The organism is Paenibacillus sp. FSL R10-2736 (assembly GCF_038000245.1).
GTDB classification, from domain to species: Bacteria; Bacillota; Bacilli; order Paenibacillales; family Paenibacillaceae; genus Paenibacillus_AQ; species Paenibacillus_AQ phytohabitans.
Genome location: NZ_JBBOBN010000001.1, coordinates 4,638,338 through 4,662,437 on the forward strand (window position 1 = coordinate 4,638,338; position 24,100 = coordinate 4,662,437).

22 protein-coding genes and 1 tRNA gene are annotated in these 24,100 nt (G+C 52.2%); 5 read left to right on the forward strand and 18 right to left on the reverse strand.

Translation table 11 applies throughout. The features are described from left to right. Nucleotides 1-38: 38 nt before the first annotated feature. Complete coding sequence (locus tag NSQ73_RS20060) at nt 39-1,679, reverse strand: response regulator transcription factor (RefSeq protein ID WP_340987866.1); 1,641 nt, start codon at nt 1,677-1,679, stop codon at nt 39-41. 505 nt (nt 1,680-2,184) lie between these two features. Continuing rightward, the gene (locus NSQ73_RS20065) at nt 2,185-3,090 is read right to left on the reverse strand and encodes a GNAT family N-acetyltransferase (RefSeq protein ID WP_340987867.1); all 906 of its coding nucleotides are present in this window, start codon (nt 3,088-3,090) and stop codon (nt 2,185-2,187) included. 80 nt (nt 3,091-3,170) lie between these two features. Between NSQ73_RS20065 and NSQ73_RS20070 the strand changes: the two genes are divergently transcribed. From NSQ73_RS20070 to NSQ73_RS20080, 3 genes are all read left to right on the forward strand, one after another. Further along, on the forward strand, nt 3,171-3,857 hold the full coding sequence (locus tag NSQ73_RS20070; protein WP_340987868.1) for a DUF7002 family protein: 687 nt from the start codon (nt 3,171-3,173) through the stop codon (nt 3,855-3,857). A gap of 92 nt (nt 3,858-3,949) precedes the next feature. After that, the gene (locus NSQ73_RS20075; protein WP_256703871.1) at nt 3,950-4,315 is read left to right on the forward strand and encodes a PadR family transcriptional regulator; all 366 of its coding nucleotides are present in this window, start codon (nt 3,950-3,952) and stop codon (nt 4,313-4,315) included. Further along, nucleotides 4,312-5,460, forward strand: coding sequence for a DUF2812 domain-containing protein (locus NSQ73_RS20080; RefSeq protein ID WP_340987869.1), 1,149 nt, complete (start codon nt 4,312-4,314; stop codon nt 5,458-5,460). The genes NSQ73_RS20075 and NSQ73_RS20080 overlap by 4 nt, the downstream gene beginning before the upstream one ends. Before the next feature lie 92 nt (nt 5,461-5,552). Here NSQ73_RS20080 and NSQ73_RS20085 read toward each other — a convergent pair whose 3' ends face one another. From NSQ73_RS20085 to NSQ73_RS20125, 9 genes are all read right to left on the reverse strand, one after another. Beyond that, nucleotides 5,553-6,221, reverse strand: a complete 669-nt coding sequence (locus NSQ73_RS20085; RefSeq protein WP_039309052.1) for a GntR family transcriptional regulator — start codon at nt 6,219-6,221, stop codon at nt 5,553-5,555. Next, a complete protein-coding gene (locus tag NSQ73_RS20090) occupies nt 6,208-6,912 on the reverse strand; it encodes a hypothetical protein (RefSeq protein WP_052429454.1) in 705 nt (234 codons plus the stop codon). Before NSQ73_RS20090 ends, NSQ73_RS20085 begins: the two co-directional genes overlap by 14 nt. A 60-nt stretch (nt 6,913-6,972) precedes the next feature. Next, entirely contained in the window at nt 6,973-9,105 is a 2,133-nt protein-coding gene (locus NSQ73_RS20095) for a hydantoinase/oxoprolinase family protein (protein WP_340987870.1), read from the reverse strand. Nucleotides 9,106-9,206: 101 nt separating this feature from the next. Continuing rightward, nucleotides 9,207-10,553, reverse strand: a complete 1,347-nt coding sequence (locus NSQ73_RS20100) for a citrate transporter (RefSeq protein WP_218639448.1) — start codon at nt 10,551-10,553, stop codon at nt 9,207-9,209. Nucleotides 10,554-11,372: 819 nt separating this feature from the next. After that, nucleotides 11,373-11,828 (reverse strand): hypothetical protein, encoded by a 456-nt coding sequence (locus tag NSQ73_RS20105; RefSeq protein WP_340987871.1) that lies wholly within the window; start codon nt 11,826-11,828, stop codon nt 11,373-11,375. 56 nt (nt 11,829-11,884) lie between these two features. After that, nucleotides 11,885-12,328, reverse strand: coding sequence for a hypothetical protein (locus NSQ73_RS20110; protein WP_340987873.1), 444 nt, complete (start codon nt 12,326-12,328; stop codon nt 11,885-11,887). A gap of 35 nt (nt 12,329-12,363) precedes the next feature. Further along, nucleotides 12,364-12,525, reverse strand: a complete 162-nt coding sequence (locus NSQ73_RS20115; RefSeq protein WP_340987874.1) for a hypothetical protein — start codon at nt 12,523-12,525, stop codon at nt 12,364-12,366. Nucleotides 12,526-12,608: 83 nt separating this feature from the next. Then, the gene (locus tag NSQ73_RS20120) at nt 12,609-13,619 is read right to left on the reverse strand and encodes a phosphotransferase family protein (RefSeq protein ID WP_340987875.1); all 1,011 of its coding nucleotides are present in this window, start codon (nt 13,617-13,619) and stop codon (nt 12,609-12,611) included. Nucleotides 13,620-13,862: 243 nt separating this feature from the next. Then, nucleotides 13,863-13,946: transfer RNA gene (locus NSQ73_RS20125), tRNA-Leu, on the reverse strand. 189 nt (nt 13,947-14,135) lie between these two features. On the opposite strand from NSQ73_RS20125, the gene NSQ73_RS20130 reads away from it, so the two are divergent. Then, a complete protein-coding gene (locus tag NSQ73_RS20130) occupies nt 14,136-14,594 on the forward strand; it encodes a hypothetical protein (RefSeq protein ID WP_042135775.1) in 459 nt (152 codons plus the stop codon). 510 nt (nt 14,595-15,104) lie between these two features. Here NSQ73_RS20130 and NSQ73_RS20135 read toward each other — a convergent pair. From NSQ73_RS20135 to NSQ73_RS20155, 5 genes are all read right to left on the reverse strand, one after another. Next, a complete protein-coding gene (locus tag NSQ73_RS20135) occupies nt 15,105-15,782 on the reverse strand; it encodes an AlkZ-related protein (RefSeq protein ID WP_340987876.1) in 678 nt (225 codons plus the stop codon). Next, a complete protein-coding gene (locus tag NSQ73_RS20140; protein WP_340987877.1) occupies nt 15,779-16,570 on the reverse strand; it encodes an SDR family oxidoreductase in 792 nt (263 codons plus the stop codon). The genes NSQ73_RS20135 and NSQ73_RS20140 overlap by 4 nt, the downstream gene beginning before the upstream one ends. A gap of 121 nt (nt 16,571-16,691) precedes the next feature. Further along, the gene (locus NSQ73_RS20145) at nt 16,692-16,910 is read right to left on the reverse strand and encodes a hypothetical protein (protein WP_076244252.1); all 219 of its coding nucleotides are present in this window, start codon (nt 16,908-16,910) and stop codon (nt 16,692-16,694) included. 131 nt (nt 16,911-17,041) lie between these two features. Further along, the gene (locus NSQ73_RS20150) at nt 17,042-17,359 is read right to left on the reverse strand and encodes a hypothetical protein (RefSeq protein WP_039309077.1); all 318 of its coding nucleotides are present in this window, start codon (nt 17,357-17,359) and stop codon (nt 17,042-17,044) included. A 108-nt stretch (nt 17,360-17,467) separates the two neighbouring features. Further along, on the reverse strand, nt 17,468-18,037 hold the full coding sequence (locus tag NSQ73_RS20155; RefSeq protein ID WP_042135769.1) for a xanthine phosphoribosyltransferase: 570 nt from the start codon (nt 18,035-18,037) through the stop codon (nt 17,468-17,470). A gap of 177 nt (nt 18,038-18,214) precedes the next feature. Between NSQ73_RS20155 and NSQ73_RS20160 the strand changes: the two genes are divergently transcribed. Next, nucleotides 18,215-19,342: a YkvI family membrane protein gene (locus NSQ73_RS20160; RefSeq protein WP_340987880.1), complete on the forward strand. Its 1,128-nt coding sequence runs from the start codon at nt 18,215-18,217 to the stop codon at nt 19,340-19,342. Here the strand turns inward: NSQ73_RS20160 and NSQ73_RS20165 are convergent. Both NSQ73_RS20165 and NSQ73_RS20170 read right to left on the reverse strand, forming a co-directional pair. Then, nucleotides 19,329-22,631, reverse strand: a complete 3,303-nt coding sequence (locus tag NSQ73_RS20165) for an AAA family ATPase (protein WP_340987881.1) — start codon at nt 22,629-22,631, stop codon at nt 19,329-19,331. The two genes, NSQ73_RS20160 and NSQ73_RS20165, sit on opposite strands and share 14 nt — an antisense overlap. Continuing rightward, entirely contained in the window at nt 22,628-24,100 is a 1,473-nt protein-coding gene (locus NSQ73_RS20170) for a metallophosphoesterase family protein (RefSeq protein ID WP_340987882.1), read from the reverse strand. Before NSQ73_RS20170 ends, NSQ73_RS20165 begins: the two co-directional genes overlap by 4 nt.

Genomic DNA, 24,100 nt, shown 5'->3' on the forward strand with positions numbered 1-24,100 from the left:
ATTCCTGTGCAGCCTGATCTTCATAGGATTGCCCCTGCTCATAGACTCTGCTCCCTATAGGCGCTGGGGGTAATTCCGGTTATTTTCTTGAAAAGCTTGCTGAAATGGCTGGGATCGCTGTAGCCAACGGCATAACAGATTTCGTAGAATTTGTTCTGCGGGTCTCTAAGCAGCTTCTTTGACTGCTCGATTCTGACCTTGGTCAGATATTCGAACAGCGTTTCGCCCGTTTCCTGCTTGAACAGCAGCCGGACATAGGTCGGACTGAGATAGACGCCTGCCGCAATATCCGCCACTGCCAGATTCTCCGGGTACCGTTCTCCAATCAGCTGACGGACCCGCTCTATCACTTCGCTTGTCTTGCCGCTGCGCTTCATCCCGACGAAATCACAGACCTCAAGCAGATAGGCTTCTGTATATCCCAGCAGATCCTGCATCGTCTCCTGGCGCGCAACCTGTTTCCAGGCGGCCGTCTCGCGTTTCTCCCATTCCTCCGTCATCCCGCCAAGCTCCAGCAGCACCTGGCCGGACTGCAGAATCAGATGCAGACTAACATTCTGCGCATACCGCGCCCCTTGTCCCCGGTTCTGCCCAAGCAGACTGAAAATGTCACCAAGCTCCGTCTGCAGACGTCCGCGGTCTCCGGATTTCAGGGCAGACCACACCCGCTCCCCCCACTCCGGCTCGTACCGGTAACGCAGATTCTCGCCGCGCTCTCCGGACACGATATTGTCCATGGTCAGAATCCGGTTCTTGCCCAGATACCACTTCTGGTCAGCTGCATCCCTCGCCTGTTTGTAGGAGGACGGGATCTCCGGCAAGTGCTCAACCCCCTCGCCGACCCCGATGGTTACACTAAGCTTCAGCCATTGCCGCAGATTGCTGCGGATTGATTCTGCCAGCACCAGCAGGTCATTCTCTGGAGATTCGCTGAACTCCTGCGGCTGCAATTGTCCGGCCAGCAGAATCCCGACGTACTCTCCCGGCTCCTTCTCGAAGGTCACGCCGCGCATCTGATTGTCAATCAGCTCCTGGATGATATTCAGCACCGTATAGGACAGCAGCTGTCTGTCCTGCTCGCTGCGGGTGTCCAGCACCTGCGGCACATCATCGAGCAGAATGACCATGAGGATGTAGCTGTCTGCCGCGAGCTGCTGCAAGCCCAGAAATTCCAGCTTGTCCTGAATATGCGCGGTATGAACACCATCGCTGATTACGGACAGCAGGAACTTCTCGCGCAGCAGCGGCATGCTCTGCGTCAGCTTCACCTGCATCTCCTTGATCCGCTTCCGCTCCTGCGTCTCCGCATCCAGCGCAGCAGTCACCTTGCCCATCACCACCGACAGCTCCTTGCGGCTAACCGGCTTAAAAATATAGTCCGCCGCATGCATCTGCAGCGCGGACTTAAGGTATCCGGCATCATTGTGGCCGCTGATGAAGACGATCTTGGCCTCCGGCAGCAGCGCCCGGACCTCGGCCGCCATGCGGATGCCGTCCATTGACGGCATCTGGACATCCGTCAGCACGATATCCGGCTTCAGCTCCCGGATCAGCGCCAGCCCCGTGTCCCCGTCATCTGCGGTTCCGACCAGCTCAATCCCCTGTGCCGCCCAGTCCACATAGGTCCGCAGCCCGTTCACCACCGAAGGCTCATCATCCACAATAACCAGTGTTTTCATTTCCTTGTCCCCTTTAATAGTGAATCTGTCCAGGTTAGACGGAGTTTGGCAATATAATGGTGCATATGGAGAGTAAATGGTTTTTACTGGATTGAATAACCTGCTGACCTGAATTTCTACATCCAAAGTGCATCTCCTGCAAGAAGGCAATAAATAAGGGGCCGATGATGCAAGCAGACCACGAATAACAGCACACAGGCAGCACAAACAGCCGTTCCACCCGGACTCAGAATCCGTTATTTTGGGAAAAACAGCTGTTTTGCCGGCTTCGCGGACTGAGATTCCGCTATGCCCTGAATAATGGGTCTAATTCTGGTGTTCTAGGCTGAATAGGCGATTCTCAGTCCGCTTCATCTCAAAATTGGCTGATTCCGGCAAAATAAGATCCCTACAGTCCGTCACGGTTGGATGGGAGCAATCAGCATCTCAACTCTACATCACCAATCGCAACTCCCCTCCCCCGATCAGCGCCTCCACTCCATAGCATATAGCATCAAGCCCCCCGCTACCCCTCTTCACTCACCGTGTAAGCCAGGCAGGCAAGGGCTTCCGCCTGCTTGAAGCCTTCCCCAATATACAAAGCCTGCGCCCGTTCGTTCTCTGCATTCACACACAGGACGGTGCGCGCATACGACTGTTCTGCCGCGAACCGGAGTGCTGCCCGCAGCAGAATTCTGCCGAGTCCTCTCCCCTGAGCCTCCGGCAATACTGCCAGCGGCCCAATACTCATGGCAGGCTCATCCTCATACTCATCGGCGCAGCCGCGTACAATTCCCACAGCTTTGCCGTTATGGTACAGTATCTGTAAACCGCCTTCGATATAGTCGGCTCCGCTGATCATCTGCTTCACCATCGCTGGTGTGGCCGGCGTCTCGTTGCCCTGAAGCTTAGCGAAACCGGCATTTCGTACTTCACACCAGACGGCTTCATCCGTTCCGGCGCGGAAGGGAATGAGCTCGTAACCGGCGGGCAAGCTGACCTCTGGAATATGCGGCTCCTCTCTTACGAGGACATAGATATACCTCTCCACCGCAAACCGCACAGCCCCCAACGCCTCCATCGCCGCAGTATTTCCCGCGGGAACAAATAGATTCAGCTTATCCATTCCGGCAGCATGGGGCAGAATTGCCTCAAGCAGAGCCTGGTATACATTTACATCTTCGGTTTCCGCATGAAGGATTCTAAATCTGGCCTTGCGCCCTCTGCGGCTGTAATCATTCAGGATGAGCGAGACTGCTGCGGTAATTTGACCTGAGGAATTGGCAACAATATATGTAGGATGGTCCGGGGAAAGCGTGAACCCGGCAAGCTCCTCATCGATCAGGTAAGAATCATCCAGTTCGTCCCGGTGCTTCCGGCAAAAATTCAAAAACGCCTCCACTCTGCTCTGTTCGAGTGCTTCAGCTTTCATCTTTCTCATCCTTTCCCTTTCAGCATTTCCCTTTCTAAAATAACAAAGTATTCAATTCCCGCAAAGGATAAAATAACACTATGAAACATTCACTGATTGCTGCCATTACCAAAAGCCCGCTCCGCACTTCGTTATACCACTTCACCCGGGCCCGGAATTTGCCCGCCATGGCTGCACTTGACGCATTGTACGCCTCATCCGTATTGAGTCCGGCGCATGCAGCCGGAGTACGCCGGACTACAGCCCTCCAGGTACAATACGCCGGGCAGCCGGTTGTCCTGAATTCCCATCTGCGCATCACACCTGAAGCAATGGACCCGGACACAACCCCTGAAGAATTCCGTCTCTGCCTTGACCGCCATGTCTTCTTGTGGCCGACCTGGCGGGATTGCCTAGCCATGGCGGCGATGTACTCCCGCAGAGAGCCCGGCGAAGTTTTTGCCATCCTGAAATTCAACGCCAGCGAGCTGCTCACCGGACAGTTTGACCGGATCAAGCTTTCCAAATATGATTCCGGCAGCTCGCCCAGATTCCCGCATCGGATGTCCTACCGCAAAAGCTGCGGGATGCTGCTGCCCATTGCAGAGTTCATGTCAACAACCGGGCAGGCGATACCCACCAAACCATCGGAGATCAAGGAAGTGCTGGTCGAAGGACAAATATCCCCGCTCAGCCGGTATTTGCAGACGGTCTATTGTTCGGAGCCGCAGCTGGTTCCTGAGATCTGGCAGCCTGTATGTCAACTGCTGACTCTGACGGCACATTAATTGCCGCTAGCCTTGAAACTTATGTCGCATCGTGATATAGTCACGTTATGACATAGTCACGGCAAGACATATTATATTGAAGGCCATGAGTTATGCACAATGAACTGGCGAAGCAGGTGAATGCGTTGTCCACAATGGATAAAGTGCTGAAAAAGTACGTGCCGATGACAGAGACGGCTTTCTATATTCTGTTGTCCCTAACCATACCCCGCCACGGATATGGAATCATCAAGCATGTGGATGAGCTCTCTGAAGGACGGCTTAGACTGGGTTCCGGTACGGTATATGGAACTTTGACGAAGATGAACAAGGATGGACTGATTGTTGTATTCGCCGATGAAGAGAGAAAAACAGTGTACGAGGTGTCAGATCTGGGGAAAGGAGTAATGCGCGCAGAAATCAGCAGATTAAAGGAACTTCACCGCAATGCCATTACCAGTGAGGAGGAATTTGTATGAAGAGGGTATTTCGGCCCTTCTGGAGCTACGACCTGCCCAAGTCAGAAGCCTGGCTGGCCGATATGGCGAGTCAGGGTTGGGTGCTGACGGAGTGGAACCTGCTGCTCCGGCGGTTCACCTTCCGGCAAGATCAACCGGCACAACGTTCCTATCAGATCGGGTATGGACCATCCTCCCAGCCTTCCATGTCTTCCTCTCTTGCTGCTGAAGGCTGGAGCAAGCGCCTGCAGCAAGGCAAGTGGAGCGTCTACGAGAATGATCAGCAGCCGTCACAGATTAAGGCCTCCCCTTCCCGCAAGGATGTCTTGAGGCGAAACCGCAAAGTCTCATATATTTTTATGGGAATACTTCTTTATTTGCTGCTCATTGCAATGATTCCGCTGATTGCTCTAGGCTTCTCCTTGACCCAGGATGCTCCGCTTCAGGTACAGCCAAGCCCTATGTGGGCGGTTACCTGGGCCGCAGCAGCCTTGGCTGTAATCCTGCTCGTACTTGCAATCTATTCGATTATTAAGCTCCGGGCGGCCAGCAAGGGGCTACTCTTGAATCATGAGGACTTCAAGAAGATTCACGAACCGCGTAGGCCAGCGGGTGTTACGATGACGAAGTTGAAGTTAGGCTGGATGTACGCTCCTGACCGGCTGGAGGAATGGCTGGAGGATAAGGAGCGGCTGGGCTGGAATCTGTATAAAGTCGGCCCGGGAGGCACGCTGTTCCATTTCAGCCAAGGCAGTCCACGTATCATGAAGTATCATGCCGACTATCAGGTCATTGGCGATGAAGAGTATTTCGAGCTGCACCGGCAGGCAGGCTGGCATAAAGTATATAGCTCATCCTCTTCTCTGCAGAAATGGACCCTCTGGAGCCGGGAGGAGCAGGATCGTGCAGAACAACCGGAGATCTACAGTGACCCGTATCACCGCTTGAAGCATGCCCGTAAAATTGCCATCAGCTATACAGCATTATTTCTACCGATGATTCTGCTCTACAGCCTGAATGTGACGGCATTTATTGACGGCATGCTGCAAGACGGAATCACCGCTTCCCGGGCATGGAATACTTCACTTATGTTCCTCAGTATCCTTCTCTTCGGCTCATTCGCAGGCAGAACCTGGCTGTATTACCGGCGGCTTAAGAAGCTGTAGGTATTACACCGCAACAAAAGGCGTATACCGGAAGTCATACTCCAAACGGAGCAGGCTTCAAGGATACGCCTTAAGCATATGCTTACCATATTTCAGAAAAATTGCGGGTATTGCTTGGACATCACCTGTACCCGTTCCAGCAATGTATTGGAATGCTCCATCACAATCTTGCGCATTCCCTCCACATCACGCTTGCGGGTGGCCGCTACCATCTTCACATGTTTATCAATATCGGATTGCTGCACGCCCTCCATCTTGCCATAGAGCAGACGGATACGGTTATAGTGCGAGGCTACCTCTTCAATCGTGAACCAGGATAGCTCTTCCCCGGCCGTCTGAAAGATCAGCTGGTGGAAACGATTGTCCTTGAAGTAAAATTCCCGGAAATATTTCTTGTCCATATATTTCTTCTGTTTGTTAATCAGTTCCTGCATCGTATCTGCTACAAGCTCACTGCACTTGCGGATGAATTCATCAATCACGGCAGATTCAAGCGATGTGCGGATGAACCATTCCTCACGGACCCGCTGCAGATCAATTTTGGAGACCACTGTTTTGCGCTGAGGATATATTTCCACCAGTCCAGACTGTTGAAGGCGGACTACTGCTTCCCGTACCGGTGTCCGGCTTACGCCATAGCGTTCAGAGAGCTTCTGCACACTGACATCCATTCCCGGCTCCAACGTCATATTCATGATGTCTTCTCTTATTTTATTGTAAGTTACATCATTTAGTGAATTACTGTTATTAATAATCTTCAACGGGTTCCCTACACCTTCCTGAACTCACTCCTAGTACATCACGATATATTTTCTCCGCACTGGCAGCATCATAGCTGTAATACAACAGAACATCCAGAATAAACGGCGCGTAGCTGAGTCTATTCAGTTCCTGTGTAAAGGCCATGGCTCCCACTTCACTCAAGGTGCGTATTGTAGAATAATTCTTGAACCCAAGCAGGTTCCATAGCAGAATCTTCTCAGTCCGGGTGTAGATTTCATGTGCAAACTGGTCTTCTACAAAATGAAAAATTTCGTGTCCAAGGATAGTATTCATTATACCAGCTTGCTGAAAAAGTTCAACTAGCGCCGGCTCTTCCTCCTGGACCAGCTCCGCCGCTCTGCGCACGGGCTCCTCCATAATTTCGATTGTGTACGGCGGGGTATAGCAGGCAAAAAGCACACGTTTCCCTGTCATAAGCGCACTTTGAAATTCTAGCTTCAGCTTCAATTTGTCCGCGATCACGCGGACATCACGGGTTCCGTATTCACGGATGATCCGCTGTGCATAGGCTTTGCCGCAGGCTGTAGCTTTGGCAATCATCTCTGTCTTGGTTTCAGGCAGAATGCGCCGGTTCAGAATGTCCCTGGAAAAAGCGTACAGCCCCCAAGCTTCATCCTCTACCTGCAGCAAATCACGCATCATTACACCCAGCTTCATCTGCACCTGCATGCTGCCCCCATTCTTCATTCCTTCATTAATATGGCTATGAATAATTTCAATAGATTAGCGTCAGCTCTGCTTGACATTGGCAGCGACAACGATAACCTCCGTATCCGGCTCAAACGTGGAAATTTCGATATCCATCAGCAGCTCCAGCTGTTCGAAATCGGAAGCGGTAAAGTCCATCACCCGGGCACCGATACACAGATAGAAGTCCGGCCGGGCAATCAGTTCAGTCTGGTAGACGGCCATAGCCTCCCAGAGCTTTTTGACGGCATTCAGGTAATCTCCGGCAGTTGTCTTGAGGGCCATCGCCCGGCCTCGTTGCACCTTAATGAACCCTTTGGTGTCCAGAATGCGGACTGCACCCGCTTCACCGGCCTTCTCAACCTTTTCGCCGAAAATACTGACATACCTCGTTTTCTCAAGCAGCTGTGTCCGGTCGATGGAAATACGCATATCCTTCGCGGCCAGCTCGCGGAGCTCCGCTTCATCACATTCCTTCAGCAGCTCGGTCGTCTTCACTTCCGTGGAACCCGTAGCAATCGCGGTAACCTTGGACGTCTGCGGATCGATATCGATATGGATCTCGATGCTTTCCGGAGTGGCTCCGCTCTGAATCGCCTTGTTCATCGCTTCCATTTTGAGTGCGGCAATCACTTCTTTGGAAGGTGACGGAATGATCCGCTCTACCACGTCCCGCACCATGGACAGGGCAACACCAATGGACGAGATCACCTCAGCATTCTCAGGGATGCTGTATTTCAGACCCATTTTCTCAGAGAAATAGACGATCAGCGAAGCGGCTCCCCCGCCAACTCCGACCAGAGAGATCTGGTCTTTCTCCAGTTTGTATTTCTCGGCCAGCGCCAGGATGATCGGTTCGATCTTCGCATACGCTTTTTCCATAATCTGCTTGGCAATATCTTCGACCGTGGTTCCGCAATAATCGGCTAATGCCTGCATCGCCCGTCTGGCGGCTTCCACATTCCCGTAGGAGAAATGCTCCGGCTTCACAAGGCCCAGCACGTTCGCAGCACAGGAATTCGTGATCGTCACACGCTCCCCGTTCTCCAGACGGATGGCCACATAATCTGCCGGATCACCCGGTTTGGGCGAGAAAAATTCCACCTTGGCACCCTTAATCTTGTCCGGATCGGTAAATACCGAATAATCCAGACCGCCGATATGTGCCGATCTCGGTCCGACATCCACTACTCCGCTTTTGTTCGCCCGGATCATGGAGCCGCCAGCAACACCGAGTACGCGCACATCCAGTGAATTGACATAGGTCGGATGACCGCCGACGATGGAATAGTCAATGGCCGGACGGCCGTTTTTGATAACCCCGATATTGGTTGTGGTTCCACCCACCTCGAAATACACACCGTTAGAGGCTCTCAGATACATCAAAGACCCCATAACTGAGGCTGCGGGACCCGACAGCATCGTAAGCACAGGACGTTTCTTCATTTCGCTGATTTCCATAACCCCGCCGTCGCCTCTCATGATCATCAGAGGTACATGGACGCCGGCTTCCCTTACGGACTGTTCGGTTGAATTGGCGGTATCCAGCATCTTGGGCAGAATACTTGCGTTGATCGCTGCCGTTCTCGTTCTGCGGGTGAGTCCGTACAATTTGGTGATATCGGATGCCATGGTGGTCGGAATACCTTTTTTCTCAGCTTCTTTATAGACGAGCTCTTCAGGTCTGCCATTATCTACGCCAAAAGCCATGGAAGGCACAATCACCTGTGCACCCTGACGCTTAAGATCATCGATGACCTGCAGCACGGAGGCTTCGGACATTTTCTTAATATTAATGAAGCTATTGTAGATTTTGATCTCTTTGCTGTTGCCCAGATCGATGTTCTGCAGTTTGGTCTGACGTTTGGCCAGCCAGCCTTCAAGACCGCCCTTAGCCATGCCAATGATGCCAACCTGTGCGATATCGCCTTCAATCAGCGCATTGGTTGCCTGCGTTGTGCTGTGTGCAACGAAGACTACATCTTCCGGCTTGATGTTATTTTCCTTCAGACAATTCTGAAAACATTTCACAACACCGGCGGCTACACCTCTCGCATGATCATGCGTAGTCTTGACGGACGATTTCCCGATAATTTCATGTGTTTCGTTGTCGATGGCAACTGCTTTTGTATGTGTTCCGCCGACGTCGATCCCCATTCTAACCATTTTACCCATATGATTTCTCCGTTTCTCTTCATTAATTGTACTGAAGGTTGAATAACCGGCTCCTGACGGACAGGGACGCAGCAGCCGGTTCTGCTAATACATAAGCGGTGCTACACCAAATTGCCGTACATGAAGAATACAATCGCGCAGAGAATAATCCCGATAATCCAGCCTGTAGGAATGGACATCTTCATATATTCCTTGGCCGGAACCTTCGTATATCCGAAGCCCCAGGCTACCCAGGATTGGGTAACGTCCAAATGCTGCGGCGCTACTGTAGTGATGGCGAACAAAGGATACAGGAACTGTACAGGCCAGGCTGCGGTAGCCACAACTACTGCCAGAATGGCCGAACCGGAACCGACCAGGTTCATCGGGCCGCGGAAGAAGCCGAGCGGTGTCAGGATGGCGAATACGATACAGAGCAATAACGCCGTCTGAGGCATTGCACCGTCAAGCAAGGTTTTGAAATAAGGGGAAGCATAGGTTGCCGCATTATTGAACATGGACAATGTGAGCAAGAATCCAATCATCGGCGCCACATCGATGGCCCCGTCTGCGAATTGCTTAGACAGCATTCTGCAAACGCTTGCAAAACCACCCTTTAACTTGCCGCAGGTCAGTAAGGCGAACAGACCGGCAACGATAAATCCGAAGATAATCGGAAGCTTGAACACCACCACACCGATTACCGGCAGGATGATGGAAATCCAGGAGATTGCAGGGGCATCAACCGTAGTTCCGGCATCCGGAGTGGCTGCCCAGGCACGGGAGACCTTCTTGTTCATGGACAGGTTAGATACCACCAGAACAACGATCAGGGAGACAGCCATCGCAATCATGCCGAATTTGAAGTATGTATTGTAGTCGTAGCTGGCATAACTTTCATTGGCTGTGGCAAAAATAGCCTGATACTGCTTGAAGTTAACAATGTTCCCGAAGATACCGGCCATAATGGAGCCCATGAAGGAGAACAAGGCAATCGGTGAAGGTATACCGAGCGACAGCATGATCGGCAGTACGATTACGGCAATGGAGATTACCGGACCGATACCGGTCATAGAGGTGAAGATTACCGCAGTAACAATACATAAGAGCGACATCGTAATTCTTGGTTTGTCTCCACCGAGCTCTACCACCTTACGGATCAGCGTTGCAGCAATCCCTGTGTCGATCAAGACTCTGCCGAAGAAGGCGCCGAAGAAGATGTTAACCAGAATCGCTTTACCGTAGTTCTCCGGACCCGTCTGGAAGACGTTCGTCAGGACATCAATAAAGGTCTTGCCCTCCATAACGGAGGTTGGATGAATAGAATTGCCGATCAGGGCAATCGAGGTCCACAGGACCGACATGACGAAGAAGCCCACCATGAGGTTATACCCCTTGACGCAGTACCACACCAATCCAAAAAATGATAAAACCATAATGAAACCGATTACAACATTAGCCACATCCACAAAATAACCTCCTGTAATAGGAATATATGAATAACATGCTAACATGCTATATAGCCTCACTGACATGTTAGTTTGTCTCGGGAAAATATTAACATGTTAGTTGCTCGGGCGTCAACACAATTCTGCGCGGTGAATTCCACTGCCTTGTCAGCCTCAAAAACACTGATAAACGTTGATTCTGCCGGGTGAACCAGTGACTTATCCGCAGGGAAAAAGTGCGATATTAACATGATACCTCCTTATCAGGAGGAGTTACTGTCAGGAAGGCCACACGGGGGGATAATTAGTGCTGGGTATGCTGGCGCTAGACCGGGTGGATGATTCGAGGCGGACCGGTGACCTGAGGCTAATTAATGACGTAAGGCAGATCGGTGACGTGTGGCGGGAATAGATGGATTGAAAACAGCTGGGTTGGAGCGATATTGATACGGGATGGTTAGCTTGGGTTGGGATGAAAAAAGTTGTTGGCGCTTCTGCCGCTGACGGCTGAGGTGGAGCTGGGAGCGCGGTTAAGGCTGGGGCTTGGTTGGACTTGGTTGGGTTTGGGTTGAGAGTTAGTTGGGATGTTTTATGAGTCTTGCGGACTGAGATGCACTTATTCCCTCAAACTTTCGCCCTTTCTTTGCCATTTATCCTAAATAACGCCTCTCCTGTCCGCATGGGAGATAAATGTTCCCATTCCGGCAAAATAACGCCCCTCATGTCCGCAAGTCCACCACATAATCGCGTAACGAACAAGCATGTCACATTGATTAAGCTCGTCCTCTGAATAAGATAATTCTGGTCGCAGACCGTACCGAAAAACGCTTTAGAATGCACTTATATCCATGTTTGAAATGATTTATTGACCATCTTTACATTGTTCGTTTTTGCCCAACTCTTTAAATCCGAGATACCTTTATCTTCATCCTTTGAATACCTGAATGCCATATCCAATGGGACGATCTTCCTCCTGTAAGGTAATATCCCAATAACAGGTTTAAAGTATCCCCTGATCATTATCACTTTAATATCCTTTGAATCAACAATATTCCCGTTTAATATAATTTGCTCATTAGATAAGCATAACTCGGTTAGTTTCTTAAAAAAGGTTCTGTACAATGCAAGTAATAGTAGAACTAAACCCAAAAGAACCACTGTTAACGAAGTGTAGAATACCCCACTCTGATCCCATAATCTCACTACAAGAACAGATTGACTCGATATCATAGCAATCATGCCTATAATGGTTCCAATCCTTGATGGATTTTTAACTGGATACTTTATTTCCGTCAACGTTGTCCCTCCTGGTCAAATCCCTTTTATTAGAATACCATGCGAAACTCCCGGTGCTACGCTTCTTTGAGTTTCCTTTCAATTACGTAGAATAATAAAAAACCGAACATCAGACCGCTAATTGTATGAGCTGTTGTTCCCGGAGTCATCACAAGGTAGCCCAAAGATAAATCATAATAAGAAATAGATAGACCCGACCAAAATAATAATGGAAGTAAAGAGACATAGAGTGAAGGAATGCCGAATATACAGAGCTTAAGCCAATTTATTGTCCATTCTCCAGTCTTCCGCAGTAATTCAAAGAATCTTAGCAAACCGAGTAATAATCCAAAGAAAATCGGAAAGAGAACAGAAAAGACAACGCTGGTTTTAAGTTGATAGGTCTTAATTGCTTCTTCCTTTAAAAAATGTTGGTATTGTAACCCTAAAACAAAAACTAAGCTCACTACTACTAAGAATCCCAAATAAATAAACAAGTTATTTACCCATACCTTCTTCATTAGTTCACCTCATATTGTTTAGGATCAAGACACCTTCAATCCTCTAAAATTTGCACATTCTTAGCTGTTCTTCGCTGGGAGTCTGATAGATTCGGGAATTCGAATAGGTCGAATGCAACTTTCTGACCTTCTTTAAGAACCCGCAAGCCGTTCGGCAGCCCAACAGGATTGACAATCCCCCATCGTCTTTCTCCCATTATAAAAATCCCTCCTTCACATTCATAAAATAATATTAAGTATTCCGCCGATTAGCTGATTAAAATAAGATCATCCATCCATTTCATTCTAGTAGACTTGCTACTGAATTGGTATAGCTCTTTACCCAATGCGAAAATGGCAACTCATTATCCCAAGTAACCATATTCATTGCTTTTGCACAGCCCCAATCCAAGACTCGTTGATGAAGCATATGTACTTTGATACGTTTTTTTAAGGCTTCCTTTTCTTCTGAACCATCGAAATAAACTTTTAAAAGATGACTAGCGAGTTCAAGTTCACCGTTATCTAAATAGATTGTAATCATCTTTATCAAATCAGAAATAGGGTCTCCAAAATATGAATTAGTGAAATCAAATAAGCCGCTTATTTCCCAGCCGTTCATTCCTGGGTGTATGAGGAAGTTTCCAGGCTTGAAATCGCCCATCACGAAGCTTGGAGAGGTAAAATCTTCAAAAGCCTCTTTGGAGTCCTCCATTAATAAATTGGCCCATCTTAAATCTTCATCTGTTATTACTGAATACTTCTTAGCATCTTCTAACCAAAACTTAATTCGATTGTACAGCCATATCGTATAACTTCCCTCAAAGGCAGCAATATTGAGATTATTGGTATCGAGTTCGCCGAAGCGGGTAACTTTCCAGCTATGCAGATCAGCTAAAGTCTTCGCAATTAATTCTGCTATTTTGAACTTGTCTGCTGTACTTAGTGTGATCTTTAGATGTTCTGAATTCATATGTTCGCCTTGTAGGCAAGGCATTAAAGAGTAGCTCCATCCAAATATCTCTTCTGAATCATCGATTATATAGGGAGTAGGAACAGTTAGATTCGTTCTTTTATGTATGTTTTCTATAAAGTACTTTTCCTCAATAAATTGTCCGGGATACAATGGATTTCCTTTTAGAATAAATTCTCCTTCGTTTGAGGAAACATACATCGTTTGTCCCATAGCACCATTCACAGTTTTTTGGAAAGAAATAAGTTTACCTAAATTAAATTTATCAAGCATCAACTGCATTTGATCGTCATGTACTACCCCTAACTTATTTGATGCAAAAATTATTGCAGCAGTCACATAATGACCTCCTTTTATTTGCCCAGTCTGTTGAGGCTTACATTTCTTCTCTTGCTTGAACCAATCGAATTGCCAGTAAAATTTTCCATGTGTATAATATTACCAAACAAATGTTGCCTAACACAATGCCTATACTGATCCATCTGGACTGACGCCGCCTGTATTCATTTCCAATTCTCCACAACAAAAGACCCGTACATTACCTATAAGGTAAATGTACGGGTCTTTTGTTGAAATCAGTGATGCGGTCAAGAGGACTCGAACCTCCACGATATTGCTATCACTGGCACCTGAAGCCAGCGCGTCTGCCAATTCCGCCATGACCGCATATTAGGTTGACTTGCTTACGCAGTCACAAGATAGATCTTATCATGCTGGGATTTCAGAGTCAACCTTTTTATCTTTTTTTTAATTTTTGATTATTTCCAATAATTTTCAAGATGAATATTGCATTTACTTACCCAAAAGATGTATAATGAGAACAAAGGTTCGCATACTATAAATGAGGTGATTTATATGGCGACTACCAAGAGAAACACCCTAATCACACCAACACTTCCTGAAGATATAACCAAAGACGAATTGTCCCTTGTCAGAAGCTATCTGCTGCTAACGTTTATCCATAAAGTGTTTGAGCGCGATTGCCGAGTTATTGGTAAGAGCGGTCTCTTCAAGACTCCCCAGCTCTACATGGAGCTGGTCTCCAGCGCCACGAAGAAGACTTCGCTGATGCTGCAGGAGGTTACCCGTGAGCTTACTTCGCATCAGCTGAAGATCAATACCATCCGCCAGGATCAGCGCGGAGTTACGGCCGAGTATACCTGCCGGGGATACTCCGGGGATATCCATATCCTATGGCCCGGCTTCCGCAACGAAATGATGTTGCGTATGCGCGCTTATCTCGGGCTGGGTGCCGAGCTTGCCTCCGTTCTTCCCAGAGAAGAACGGGTGGAACAGATGGCCTTGTCCTTCTAGGCCGTTACTGGTTAATCCACAAAGAGCCTCGTCCTATTTACTGGACGAGGCTCTTTGTGTACTTACACTTCCCTACAGGTTCCATATAGTTTGAAATTGAACAAAAGCGGAACCATTCCATTCCTCTACCTGTCCCGTTGTCCGCAGAGCGAGCCTGAGATTGTTAAATTAACACTACATAGGCATAATTGTTGTACGTATTACAACTTTGATACCTCGATACTTGGGCATTCGGACAGATTGTTGTATGAAATACAATAATTCCTCCACCAAACCGCTAAAACAAAGAGAGTTGTTGCCTTTTATACAACAATTTTGGATTAGGGCCGAATTCCTGAGGGAAATGTTGTATTCTGTGCAGGATTTAATAAGCAATGTGATCTCCGGTACAAATATCGGAATAAGAAATACTTCCGGCAATAGCGGCCTGAAGTTCACCTATTCTCTGTAGTCACGGCAACCCCAAAATCGAAAACCAAAAGTTCAACCAGTATCGGGCGCGGCGCTCCTCTACTTAATGACCTTTTCAATCTCCTTCATCCCCGCATCCGGGAACAGCTTCGCCACATGCTCAGCAATCCGTGACTTCGATTCCGCAGGCTTATCAGCGTAACGCGAGGTAACCCATTCTTCCCCGTATACATGCTCACTCATCGCATACCGCCCGACTCCCCAGCCGTACGGACGCCCCTCTTTATCATGCTTGTATTCGAATCTGCTGGCTGTAATATAGGTCTGCATCTGCAGATGCGTCATTGCGGTGTCGAAGCCCTTGGCCCCGTTTTTCCCGAAGCCGGCCAGCTGCTTGAGCTCATTGGAGAGCAGTCCCTCATTGTGTTCCATCAGCACATCCATAATTTGTTTGCTGGGCATGGAGGCCAGTCCATCATCATATCTGGCGTCGAAGTCGTATCCGTCCCTGCGGTAATTGGCGAAGTCAGGGTACCATGCTTTGCTGATAAACCCGGCTTTTTTGTTAAAAAGCTTCGCATAAGCGATCTCGCCCTCTGCGGCAACTTCCTCACGCCACTCCCACGGCCCTTCCACATCCTTCACGAACCAGTAGCCCGCAGGAGTACACTCCTGCAGGGAGAAACCATCAATCTCACAGCGGAATAACGGAAGGAAACCGATCTCACGCACCAGATCGGCTAACTCCCGCGCATTTTTAATTACAGGCAGCTTCATAACGGACCTCCCGGTTCATACGCCCAGCCTTCATCCCCGTGGTAGATCATCAGCTTGGACATACCGCCATCGATATTTATATTCTCCCCGGTGATGAACCCCGCAGCATCACTGCACAGGAAAAGCACCATTGCCGCGATATCCGGCGGTGTTCCGACCCGTCCGGCCGGATGCTGCAGCCGGTCCGGTTCTGAATGAACCGGGTCCGCTGCTTCTCCCGTACCATGATAGGCAGTGGTATCAATCCAACCGGGGCTGATCGCATTCACCCGCACTTTACCGGCCAGACTTACACTAAGGCCATGGGTCAACGCGCCAATCCCGCCTTTGGCGGCCGTATAGCTCTCGGTATCCGGCTGGGACATGCGCTCCCGGCTTGAAGATATATTCACGATGGATGCTCCCGGAGCGAAATATTCCTTAAGCCGCAGTGTCAAATAATATGGCGCAGTTACCCCGATCCGCTGCACATATTCGAAATCCTCGTAGCTGCACTCCGACAGCAGGCCTTTTTTGCTAATGCAGGCATTGTTAATCAGGTAATCCACGTGTCCGAATCTGCTGATAACCTGTGCGGTGAAATCCTCAATGACCGAACGCTCAGCAATATCTCCCGGATAGAAAAACAGCCGCTCCGCCCCATACTGCTCCTCCAGCCAGCGTCCGGCCGCAAGATCAGTATCTATACAGGCAACCACCGCTCCCGCCTCCAGCAGCTCCTCCGTAATACAGCGTCCAATTCCGTTAGCACCGCCGGTGACGACAGAGATTTTATTCTGATGGTTCATATGCTCCTCCTTAGGCAGTTCAATGTAAGGGTCCTGCAAAATCAGCAAAAGTACGCTCTGCAGCGTACTCAGCTGAGTGTAAAGCTGTATTTAAAAACAGCATACGTATTCCGTTTGCTTTTTACAAAGTATCTGCTTCCGGTCTCGGTTCGCTGAACGGCTGATACAGGTAGTTCCGGTCCAGCTTCACAACACGCTTATTCGGACGCCGGATCATTACCTGGGACTCATCCCAGGCCAGCACAATCCCCTTGACATCATTGCTCTCCAGTCCATCCCGCACAACACGTATCCTTTCACCGGAAATCCGGTAGGCATCCAGCTGTTCATCACTGATCATAATTGTTCTACTCCCCTCTCTGTCCTTAGCTTGTCCAATATTTGCCTAAATCGAATCATGAAAAAGACCCAAATGATAAATCATCCGGGTCTAGTTACGAACTGGGTAAGTCTGTATGTCTTATGAAGTTCTTATATCAGCGCTTCATTCTTCTCAAACCAGAAGTCAAGAACTTTAGCGGACATCACCCGTTGTTCCAGATATTCTACCTGATGATCGGTGAATTTCTGTCTCCAGTTGAAGGACAGCTCTTCACACAAACTTGTGATTGTCAGAAGCTCCGACCAAGCTACGTAGCGTTTGTACCAGAAAAACTGAGGATGTTCGATCATATAGGGATACAAATCGTCGAACTCCGTATGTTTGCAATCCAGCGCACGTTCGAAGTGATCCTTAGCCTCGGTTAGTTTATCAATAAAAAATTGCTCTGTCACCGGTTCTTTCCCCATTGTGACGCCTCCTCTCTCATGTCTAATTTTTATTATAAAGGAAAACTTATAGGGTGAAAAGCAGATGTTTCAAAAATAGGCTATGTTCCTGTATTTGTCACTTTAATCTTACCCAAAAGTAATCGTTCCCTCACTAAGTGAGGTAATATCGACAAGCGACTCCAGACGGATACCCTGTTCCCGGATTGTACGGGCGCCGGCCTGGAAGCTTTTCTCGACCACTACGCCCAGACCCACAAGTTCGGCACCGGAACGCTGGATGATCTTGATCAGGCCGCGCGCGGCGTCTCCGTTGGCGATAATATCGTCGATGAAGAGGATTTTGTCATTCTCCGAGATGTATTGGCGGGACAGCATAATGTCCGTGACGATCCCTTTGGTAAAAGACGGCACCCGTTCGCATAAGGCATCGGGATCCGCGAGCAGCGTTTTTTTGCGCCGGGCAAAGACCAGCGGCACCTTCATCTCATAAGCGGTGGCAAATGCCACGGCAATACCCGAAGACTCCACGGTAACTACGCGTGTCACTCCAGCCTCAGCAAATCTGCGGGCAAACTCCCGTCCCATTTCCATCGTCAGCATCGGATCAACCTGGTGGTTGAGCAGACCGTCCAGCTTCAGCACCTGATCCGAAATGACGACCCCTTCCTCCAAAATCCGCTGTTTCAATATTTCCATGACTTTGAACCTCCATTACCTTTATAATTCCAGACGTTCCACTGTAATACCAGCTTATTCACAAGGCGGAAGTCATGTCCTTCTGTTCCTCATCATAACCTGTACTATGCGGACTGCACAAGGCAATCCTGCCCGCACCGCTATTTAAATCTTCGCAGCATTCAGAGGAGGAGAGCCATGAAGTCCCGAGTCCGCACATTGCAGATCGCTTTCACCTATATTGGCACCATTGTGGGTGCCGGCTTCGCCACCGGCCAGGAAATTCTCCGTTTCTTCACAAGATACGGCCACTGGGCCCTGCTGACCATCCTGTTCTCCACCGCGATATTTATTTGGCTCGGCACCAAAATGATGATTATCGCCCGGCGGATCGAGGCAGACTCCTACGAAGATTTCAACCGCCATCTGTTTGGAGAAAAGGCCGGGGCCAGTATCAGCCTGTTCACCATGATTATTCTGATTGGCGTGAACAGCATCATGCTGGCGGGTGCCGGGGCTATTTTTAAGGAGCATCTCGGAATGCCCTATCAGGCGGGGCTGCTGCTCACCATTCTCGGGTCCTACCTGCTCCTGAAGCGCGGCATTTCCGGAATCCTCCAGATCAACAGCCTGGTGGTTCCTTTGATGCTTACTCTGTCGCTGATTATTGTATTTAATACGCTGGGTGTACCCGGTGCAGAAAGATTCCTGTTCCTGCCGACAGACCACAGCTTCTTCGGTGCCTGGATGTCTCCGCTCCTATATACAGCCTTTAACCTCGGCATGGCCCAGGCTGTGCTTGTTCCGCTGGCCCGGCATACCGAAGATGAGCAGGCGCTAGTACGCGGAGGGATTCTGGGCGGAGCCGGAATCGGCTTCATGCTGCTGGCAGCCCATTTTGCCATGAGCTCACAGATGCCGGGAATTCTGCAGTTCGAGATTCCGATGGGCAGCATCGCCTTCCGGCTGGGCCCCATCGTGCAGACGATTTTTCTGCTGCTGATCTTCATGGAAATCTTCAGTACCTTCGTTGCTGACATCTATGGGGTGAGCGTTCAACTGCAGCAGCGCCTGCCGGTCGCTCCAGCCCTGGTAACCCCGCTGCTGATGCTGGTCTGTTATGTGTTCAGCCAATTCGGCTTCAGTTCCCTGCTCGGGGTATTCTACCCGATCTTCGGCGCCCTGTGCCTGGTGTGGGCGGTCATGCTGATGCGTGCTCCCATGTCACAGCCGCCGCGGCCAAGCGGTCCGCCTGCCTCTGGAACTGGAGGTAAGGGCATCACCATTGTGGCGGTTAAGCCGGTGATCCGGACTACACGGAAATAACCGCAGCAGCAGGTATGATCCCCGCCACCGCTTCGGCCACATGCCGGTGGCAGGTCATCATCACAATCTGCCGGGATAACGACAACTCGCCAAGTAATCCGAGCGCCGCATGCAAGCGGTGTTCATCGAAATTGACAAACAAATCGTCGAAGAACAGCGGCAGGTTCACCTGACTGCTCATGGTCTCCGAAAGGGCCAGCCGGATCGCCAGATACAGCTGTTCCGCCGTCCCCCGGCTAAGCAGTCCGCTGTCCAGCAGTCCAGCGTCCTTATGCTCCGCCTTCAGCTCGTTGTGCCCCAGAGTCATTACGATCCGGCGGTACTCCCCATGCGTCAGCTTGGAGAAATATACAGAGGCAAGCTGCAGCACCTGCGGCTGCTTCTCCTGTTCATAGATCCGCCGCGTCCGTCCCATAAGCTCGGCCGCCAGCGCCGTTACCGCATATTGCCCGGCCAGATTACGCAGCGCCGCCCGCTGTTCTTCCAGCTGCTGAAGCGCCGAGTCCTCCATGCACCGTCCCCTCAGGTCCTCCCGTTCCTGCAGCAGCTTGCCGCGCTGCTGGAGCAGGGAACTGCGTTCTTCCTCCAGGTTCAATACCGCCTCTTCCGCCGCTATGCGTTCCTGTTCAAGCACCCGGGCATCCCGATGCTCCAGCAGCAAGAGCAGCTCTGCCTTGCCTTCCTGCTCCCATCCGCCAAACATCGCCAGCTCCCACTGCCGTACCGACCGCGTCAGCTCACTATGCCTCATCCAGGCCGATGAACGGCGCAGGAATTGTTCACCGTTCTCAGCGCCGCCTTCCTGAAGGAGCCTGCTGGCCCTCCCGTTCAGCTCCTCCTGCTCCCTCCGGTTCGCAGCCAGCTCCTCATGAACTTCAATCAACCGCGCCTCTATACTCTCCCTGCGCAGCAGCTCTGTCTTCAGCGCCTCCCATTCCCGCTTCCGCAGCTCCAGCCAGGTTAGCAGTGAAAGAGAGTCCGGTGAAGCTTGAGTTGAAGCCCGGGCTCCGGCAGGAGGTTCAGCTTGGGGCTCCGGCTGCGGGCCTGATTGTGAGTTGGGTTGTACGGGAGAGATCAAAGTAACAGAGGAGTGATCCCTGCAGGCATCGGCAGCAGCCTCAGTATCTCTAAGCAGAATCATCCCTTCCTGCTCATAAGCAGCGCACTCTGACTCCAGTCCGCTGAGCCGAAGGGATAATTTGCCCTGCTGTCGGAGCAGTTCATTGCCCTGCTCCGCCAGGGCGAAGATATCCGGCAGGCTGTCCGGTGACAGCCCTTCCGGCAGCCCCCGCTGGCGCAGCCATTCTTCATAACGAGCGGCCAGCTCTGTGAAGCTGGCTTCGGCATTGTCCAGCTCCTCTGCCAGTACCCGCTCCTGTCCGGCCAGCACCGCGAGCTCCGTGCGGCAGGCCTCCACCTCAGCGGTCTGCCGTTCGACGCGCTGGCGCCAGGCATTCCACGCCTCCATCAGGCGGCGCAGCTCCTTCATCCCGGCCTCCAGCCCGCCGGCGTCTTGCATGCCGCTCTCCGGCTTCGCCCCGGAGAGCAAAAGCCCGCGCAGCCGCAGCATCTCCGCTGCGGCCTTGCCCGCCTCCCCGCCGCCCGGCGCAGGCGGCGGATTAACGGCCGCCGCTGCGCGCATGGCGGCCCACAGCCCCAGGTCCGCTGCGGCCAGCAGGCCGAGCGCGGACCACGCGCTGACCGGCGGCGCGCCGGTCAAGAGCAGCGCAGGCGGCAGCAGCAGCGTAAGCGCTGCGCCCGCCTGCAGGAGGCGCCGGTAGCGCTGCGCCCGGCGCCCGTTCCCGCCGGGGCGGCTGTCCCCGGCGGCAGTGCCTCGGCGGCGCGGGACCTCCGCGCCGCCTGCAGAGCCGCCGAGCAGCGCTTCGCGCCAGCGCTCGGCGGCCTGCTGCAGCTCGTCCCACAGCTGCAGCAGTTCACGCGGGCTGCGCGGAGCGAGGCCCGCGAAGTCCGCTGCGCCGCTTGCGTGCTCGCGCGCAAGCTGGCGTTCGGCCGCCTGCAGCGCAGCACTGGCGGCGGCCATTCTGGCGCGGAGGCTCAGCAGCTCCGCGCCTCTGGTCTCCATTTGCCGGTCGTACCCGGCAAAGGACGCAGCGTAGCGCCGCGCGGCTTCCCGGTCCGCCGCGCTGGCTGCGAAGCCCTCCAGCTCAGCGGCGCTCCAGCCCGCGCCCATGCTGCGCAGGATACGCTGGAGCTGTTCGCCCAGCGCGGCGAGCTCACCCTTCAGCCGCTGCCGCTCCGTGCGCTTGTCCTCATAGCTGCCCCGTCTGCGGTCCAGCGCTTCGAGAGCCGGCCCCTGCTGCTCCAGCAGGGGATCAGGCGGATTCGCGGCAAGCTCAGCCGCAAGCTCTGCCTGCAGCCGTTCCAGGCGGAACGCCGCGCCCTGCAACCCCCGCAGATCACCCTCCAGTGACTTCCAGCGGTCCACTCCAGCTTCAGGGAACGCATCGATCTGCGGAAGCTCTGCCAGCTCAAGCCGGGCTTCAGACCATTTCAGCCACAGCTCACGGATCTCCTGCGCCTTCCGCAGCTTAAGCAGCTGGTCAGCCGCGGTTTCCCGGCTATCTTTCATCTGTAACAGCTTCTGCTCTACCGCTTCCAGAGCCAGAGTATTCTCATTATATCTGGGCAGATAGGAACGGCTCTCCGCTACCTCCCGCTCCAGCTTCTCAATAGACTGCAGAATCTTGGCGGCATCCTGCACCTTGCCCCGTGGTTTATAGAGCTTCTCGGCATCCTGGAGCAGGCGTTTCTCCGCCCGCATAATCTCACCGCCGCCGCCCATCCCGGCATGGAACAGGTAGCTGCTCATCTCACCGGACTGCAGCGCGCCAAGCTCCTGCAACTCGTTCAGCGAGACGGCGAACAGCTGGCGGAACATACTCCGCGAGATGCCGCCCAGCAGGCGGCGCTCCAGCTCAGCCTGCTGCAGCTCCTCTGTGGTTCCATCCGGATGGCTGAGCGTAACCTGCAGCTTCTCACCTCTTCCCGGCCCTTCACCGCCGGAAGCAAACCGGCGGATCGTCCAGAGGGCGCCTGTATCATCACGCGCATTCAGCACCCCGCCATGTGTTCCGCCCTGCAGCGGCTCATACCGCTCGGCAGGGTACGCCCGGCCGGGGATGCCGTACAGCATCGCGCGGATAAACTGCAGGGTAGTGCTTTTGCCGGCTTCATTACGCCCGAAGAGCACAGTGACACCTTCGTTCAGCTTCATCTCCCGACGGGCCAGACGGCCATAGCCGTCAATCCGCAAAGACTCAATTTTCATTCAGCATCCCCCCGCTCCCGCCATACAGTCAGGTCCGCCGCTTCCCCGTCACTGCCCTCGTCCACCTGTATCACCATGCTCACCGCTGATCCACCGTCTCCGTCTTTTTCCAAGGGCCCGCTGGCCCGGGCAGACAGAACCTCTTCTCCTGCCGCAGGATTCTGCGGCACACCGGCTTGCTCCTCCACACCGCTCAGCAGCATAATGCCCAGCTCCGCAGCACTGCTTAGCCAGTCCCGCTTCTCTTCGCTCCCTGCGGACATGAGCAGCTTGCGCAGCTCCTGATTCTCCATTAGCGGCCTTAGCGCGGTAGAGATCAGTTCCTCCAGCTCCTGCTCGTTCCCGCCGCTCCGTCCGGCAAGCCGCAGCATTTCGCCGAGGAAGCTGTCCTCCAGCAGCAGACGGCCCCGGTCAACCGCCAGTCCCGTTTCAATAGCGAAGCCTTCGGTCCATACGAGCCCCGCATACTCCTTACGCTCCGCACGGACCGTTTCCCGCCGCTGCAGCTCAGAGAGCAGATCATCTGCCGCCCCCTTCTCTGTAAGTATCTTATGTATAGCTCCCCGTCCGGTCAGGCGGAATCTTACCACAGACATCTGCTGCGGTGTTTCTTCCCGGAGGTCTTCAATCGCATTCTCAACGGCCCTCGTCCACTCAGCCTCATCCGCCAGACCCTCCACCGGGATCTCACGGACCTGCCAGCGCACACTGTCCAGTTCATGGAAGGTCAGCGACGCAGCACCTTCTGCATCCACGTGGACGGTGTAGCAGCCTTTAGGGCCAGTCTCTTTAATACTTCGTCCCTGAATATTTCCCGGATAGACAATCGGCGGACGATCATGCAGAATACTGCGTTTATGAATATGCCCCAGCGCCCAATAGTCGTAGCCTCTGCTGATCAGATCCTTGCGGCTGCACGGAGAGTACGTCTCATGCTGGAGATCCCCGTCCACATTGCCGTGCAGCAGGGCAATGTGGAACAGGCTGCTGCCCGGTTGACGGTTATACCGCAGCGCCGTATTCTCAGTCACTTTGGCAGTCGGATAGGAGATTCCGCTGATCACGGCTACCTCCCTGCCATCCTCTCTGCGGCAGGCGATGGCCTGTTCAGGCTCATTACCGCCGAACACAGTAACATGATCAGGCGGTGCCGCTGCCAGACGCGGCCCGTCCAGCGGATCATGATTCCCGTGAATCAGGAACACCTGAATCCCGTGCCGCCCGAGTTCCTCCAGCGCTTCCCGGAACCGGAGCTGGCCCTGAAGAGAAGCATCGGAGACATCATAGACATCCCCGCTGATCACAACGAAATCTACCTTTTGCTCTATAGCTACGCCAACAAGCCGCCCGAGGGCGGCGAAGGTGGACTCCCGGAGATAGGAGCGTATGGCCTGCGGCAGATGGGACAGCCCTGCAAACCGGCTGTCCAGATGCAGATCCGCAGCATGCAGGAATCGAAAAGGAATCAT

Excerpts from the sequence above, each read along its gene's own strand:
- NSQ73_RS20075 (WP_256703871.1), top strand. The coding sequence starts at position 3,950 with ATGCACAATGAACTGGCGAAGCAGGTGAATGCGTTGTCCACAATGGAT.
- NSQ73_RS20155 (WP_042135769.1), bottom strand. The coding sequence starts at position 18,037 with ATGGAAATATTGAAACAGCGGATTTTGGAGGAAGGGGTCGTCATTTCG.
- NSQ73_RS20060 (WP_340987866.1), bottom strand. The coding sequence starts at position 1,679 with ATGAAAACACTGGTTATTGTGGATGATGAGCCTTCGGTGGTGAACGGG.
- NSQ73_RS20140 (WP_340987877.1), bottom strand. The coding sequence starts at position 16,570 with ATGAACCATCAGAATAAAATCTCTGTCGTCACCGGCGGTGCTAACGGA.
- NSQ73_RS20165 (WP_340987881.1), bottom strand. The coding sequence starts at position 22,631 with ATGAAAATTGAGTCTTTGCGGATTGACGGCTATGGCCGTCTGGCCCGT.
- NSQ73_RS20090 (WP_052429454.1), bottom strand. The coding sequence starts at position 6,912 with ATGCAGGTGCAGATGAAGCTGGGTGTAATGATGCGTGATTTGCTGCAG.
- NSQ73_RS20070 (WP_340987868.1), top strand. The coding sequence starts at position 3,171 with ATGAAACATTCACTGATTGCTGCCATTACCAAAAGCCCGCTCCGCACT.
- NSQ73_RS20110 (WP_340987873.1), bottom strand. The coding sequence starts at position 12,328 with ATGAAGAAGGTATGGGTAAATAACTTGTTTATTTATTTGGGATTCTTA.
- NSQ73_RS20115 (WP_340987874.1), bottom strand. The coding sequence starts at position 12,525 with ATGGGAGAAAGACGATGGGGGATTGTCAATCCTGTTGGGCTGCCGAAC.
- NSQ73_RS20065 (WP_340987867.1), bottom strand. The coding sequence starts at position 3,090 with ATGAAAGCTGAAGCACTCGAACAGAGCAGAGTGGAGGCGTTTTTGAAT.
- NSQ73_RS20145 (WP_076244252.1), bottom strand. The coding sequence starts at position 16,910 with ATGATCAGTGATGAACAGCTGGATGCCTACCGGATTTCCGGTGAAAGG.
- NSQ73_RS20150 (WP_039309077.1), bottom strand. The coding sequence starts at position 17,359 with ATGGGGAAAGAACCGGTGACAGAGCAATTTTTTATTGATAAACTAACC.
- NSQ73_RS20080 (WP_340987869.1), top strand. The coding sequence starts at position 4,312 with ATGAAGAGGGTATTTCGGCCCTTCTGGAGCTACGACCTGCCCAAGTCA.
- NSQ73_RS20130 (WP_042135775.1), top strand. The coding sequence starts at position 14,136 with ATGGCGACTACCAAGAGAAACACCCTAATCACACCAACACTTCCTGAA.
- NSQ73_RS20095 (WP_340987870.1), bottom strand. The coding sequence starts at position 9,105 with ATGGGTAAAATGGTTAGAATGGGGATCGACGTCGGCGGAACACATACA.
- NSQ73_RS20160 (WP_340987880.1), top strand. The coding sequence starts at position 18,215 with ATGAAGTCCCGAGTCCGCACATTGCAGATCGCTTTCACCTATATTGGC.
- NSQ73_RS20170 (WP_340987882.1), bottom strand. The coding sequence starts at position 24,100 with ATGATTCCTTTTCGATTCCTGCATGCTGCGGATCTGCATCTGGACAGC.
- NSQ73_RS20135 (WP_340987876.1), bottom strand. The coding sequence starts at position 15,782 with ATGAAGCTGCCTGTAATTAAAAATGCGCGGGAGTTAGCCGATCTGGTG.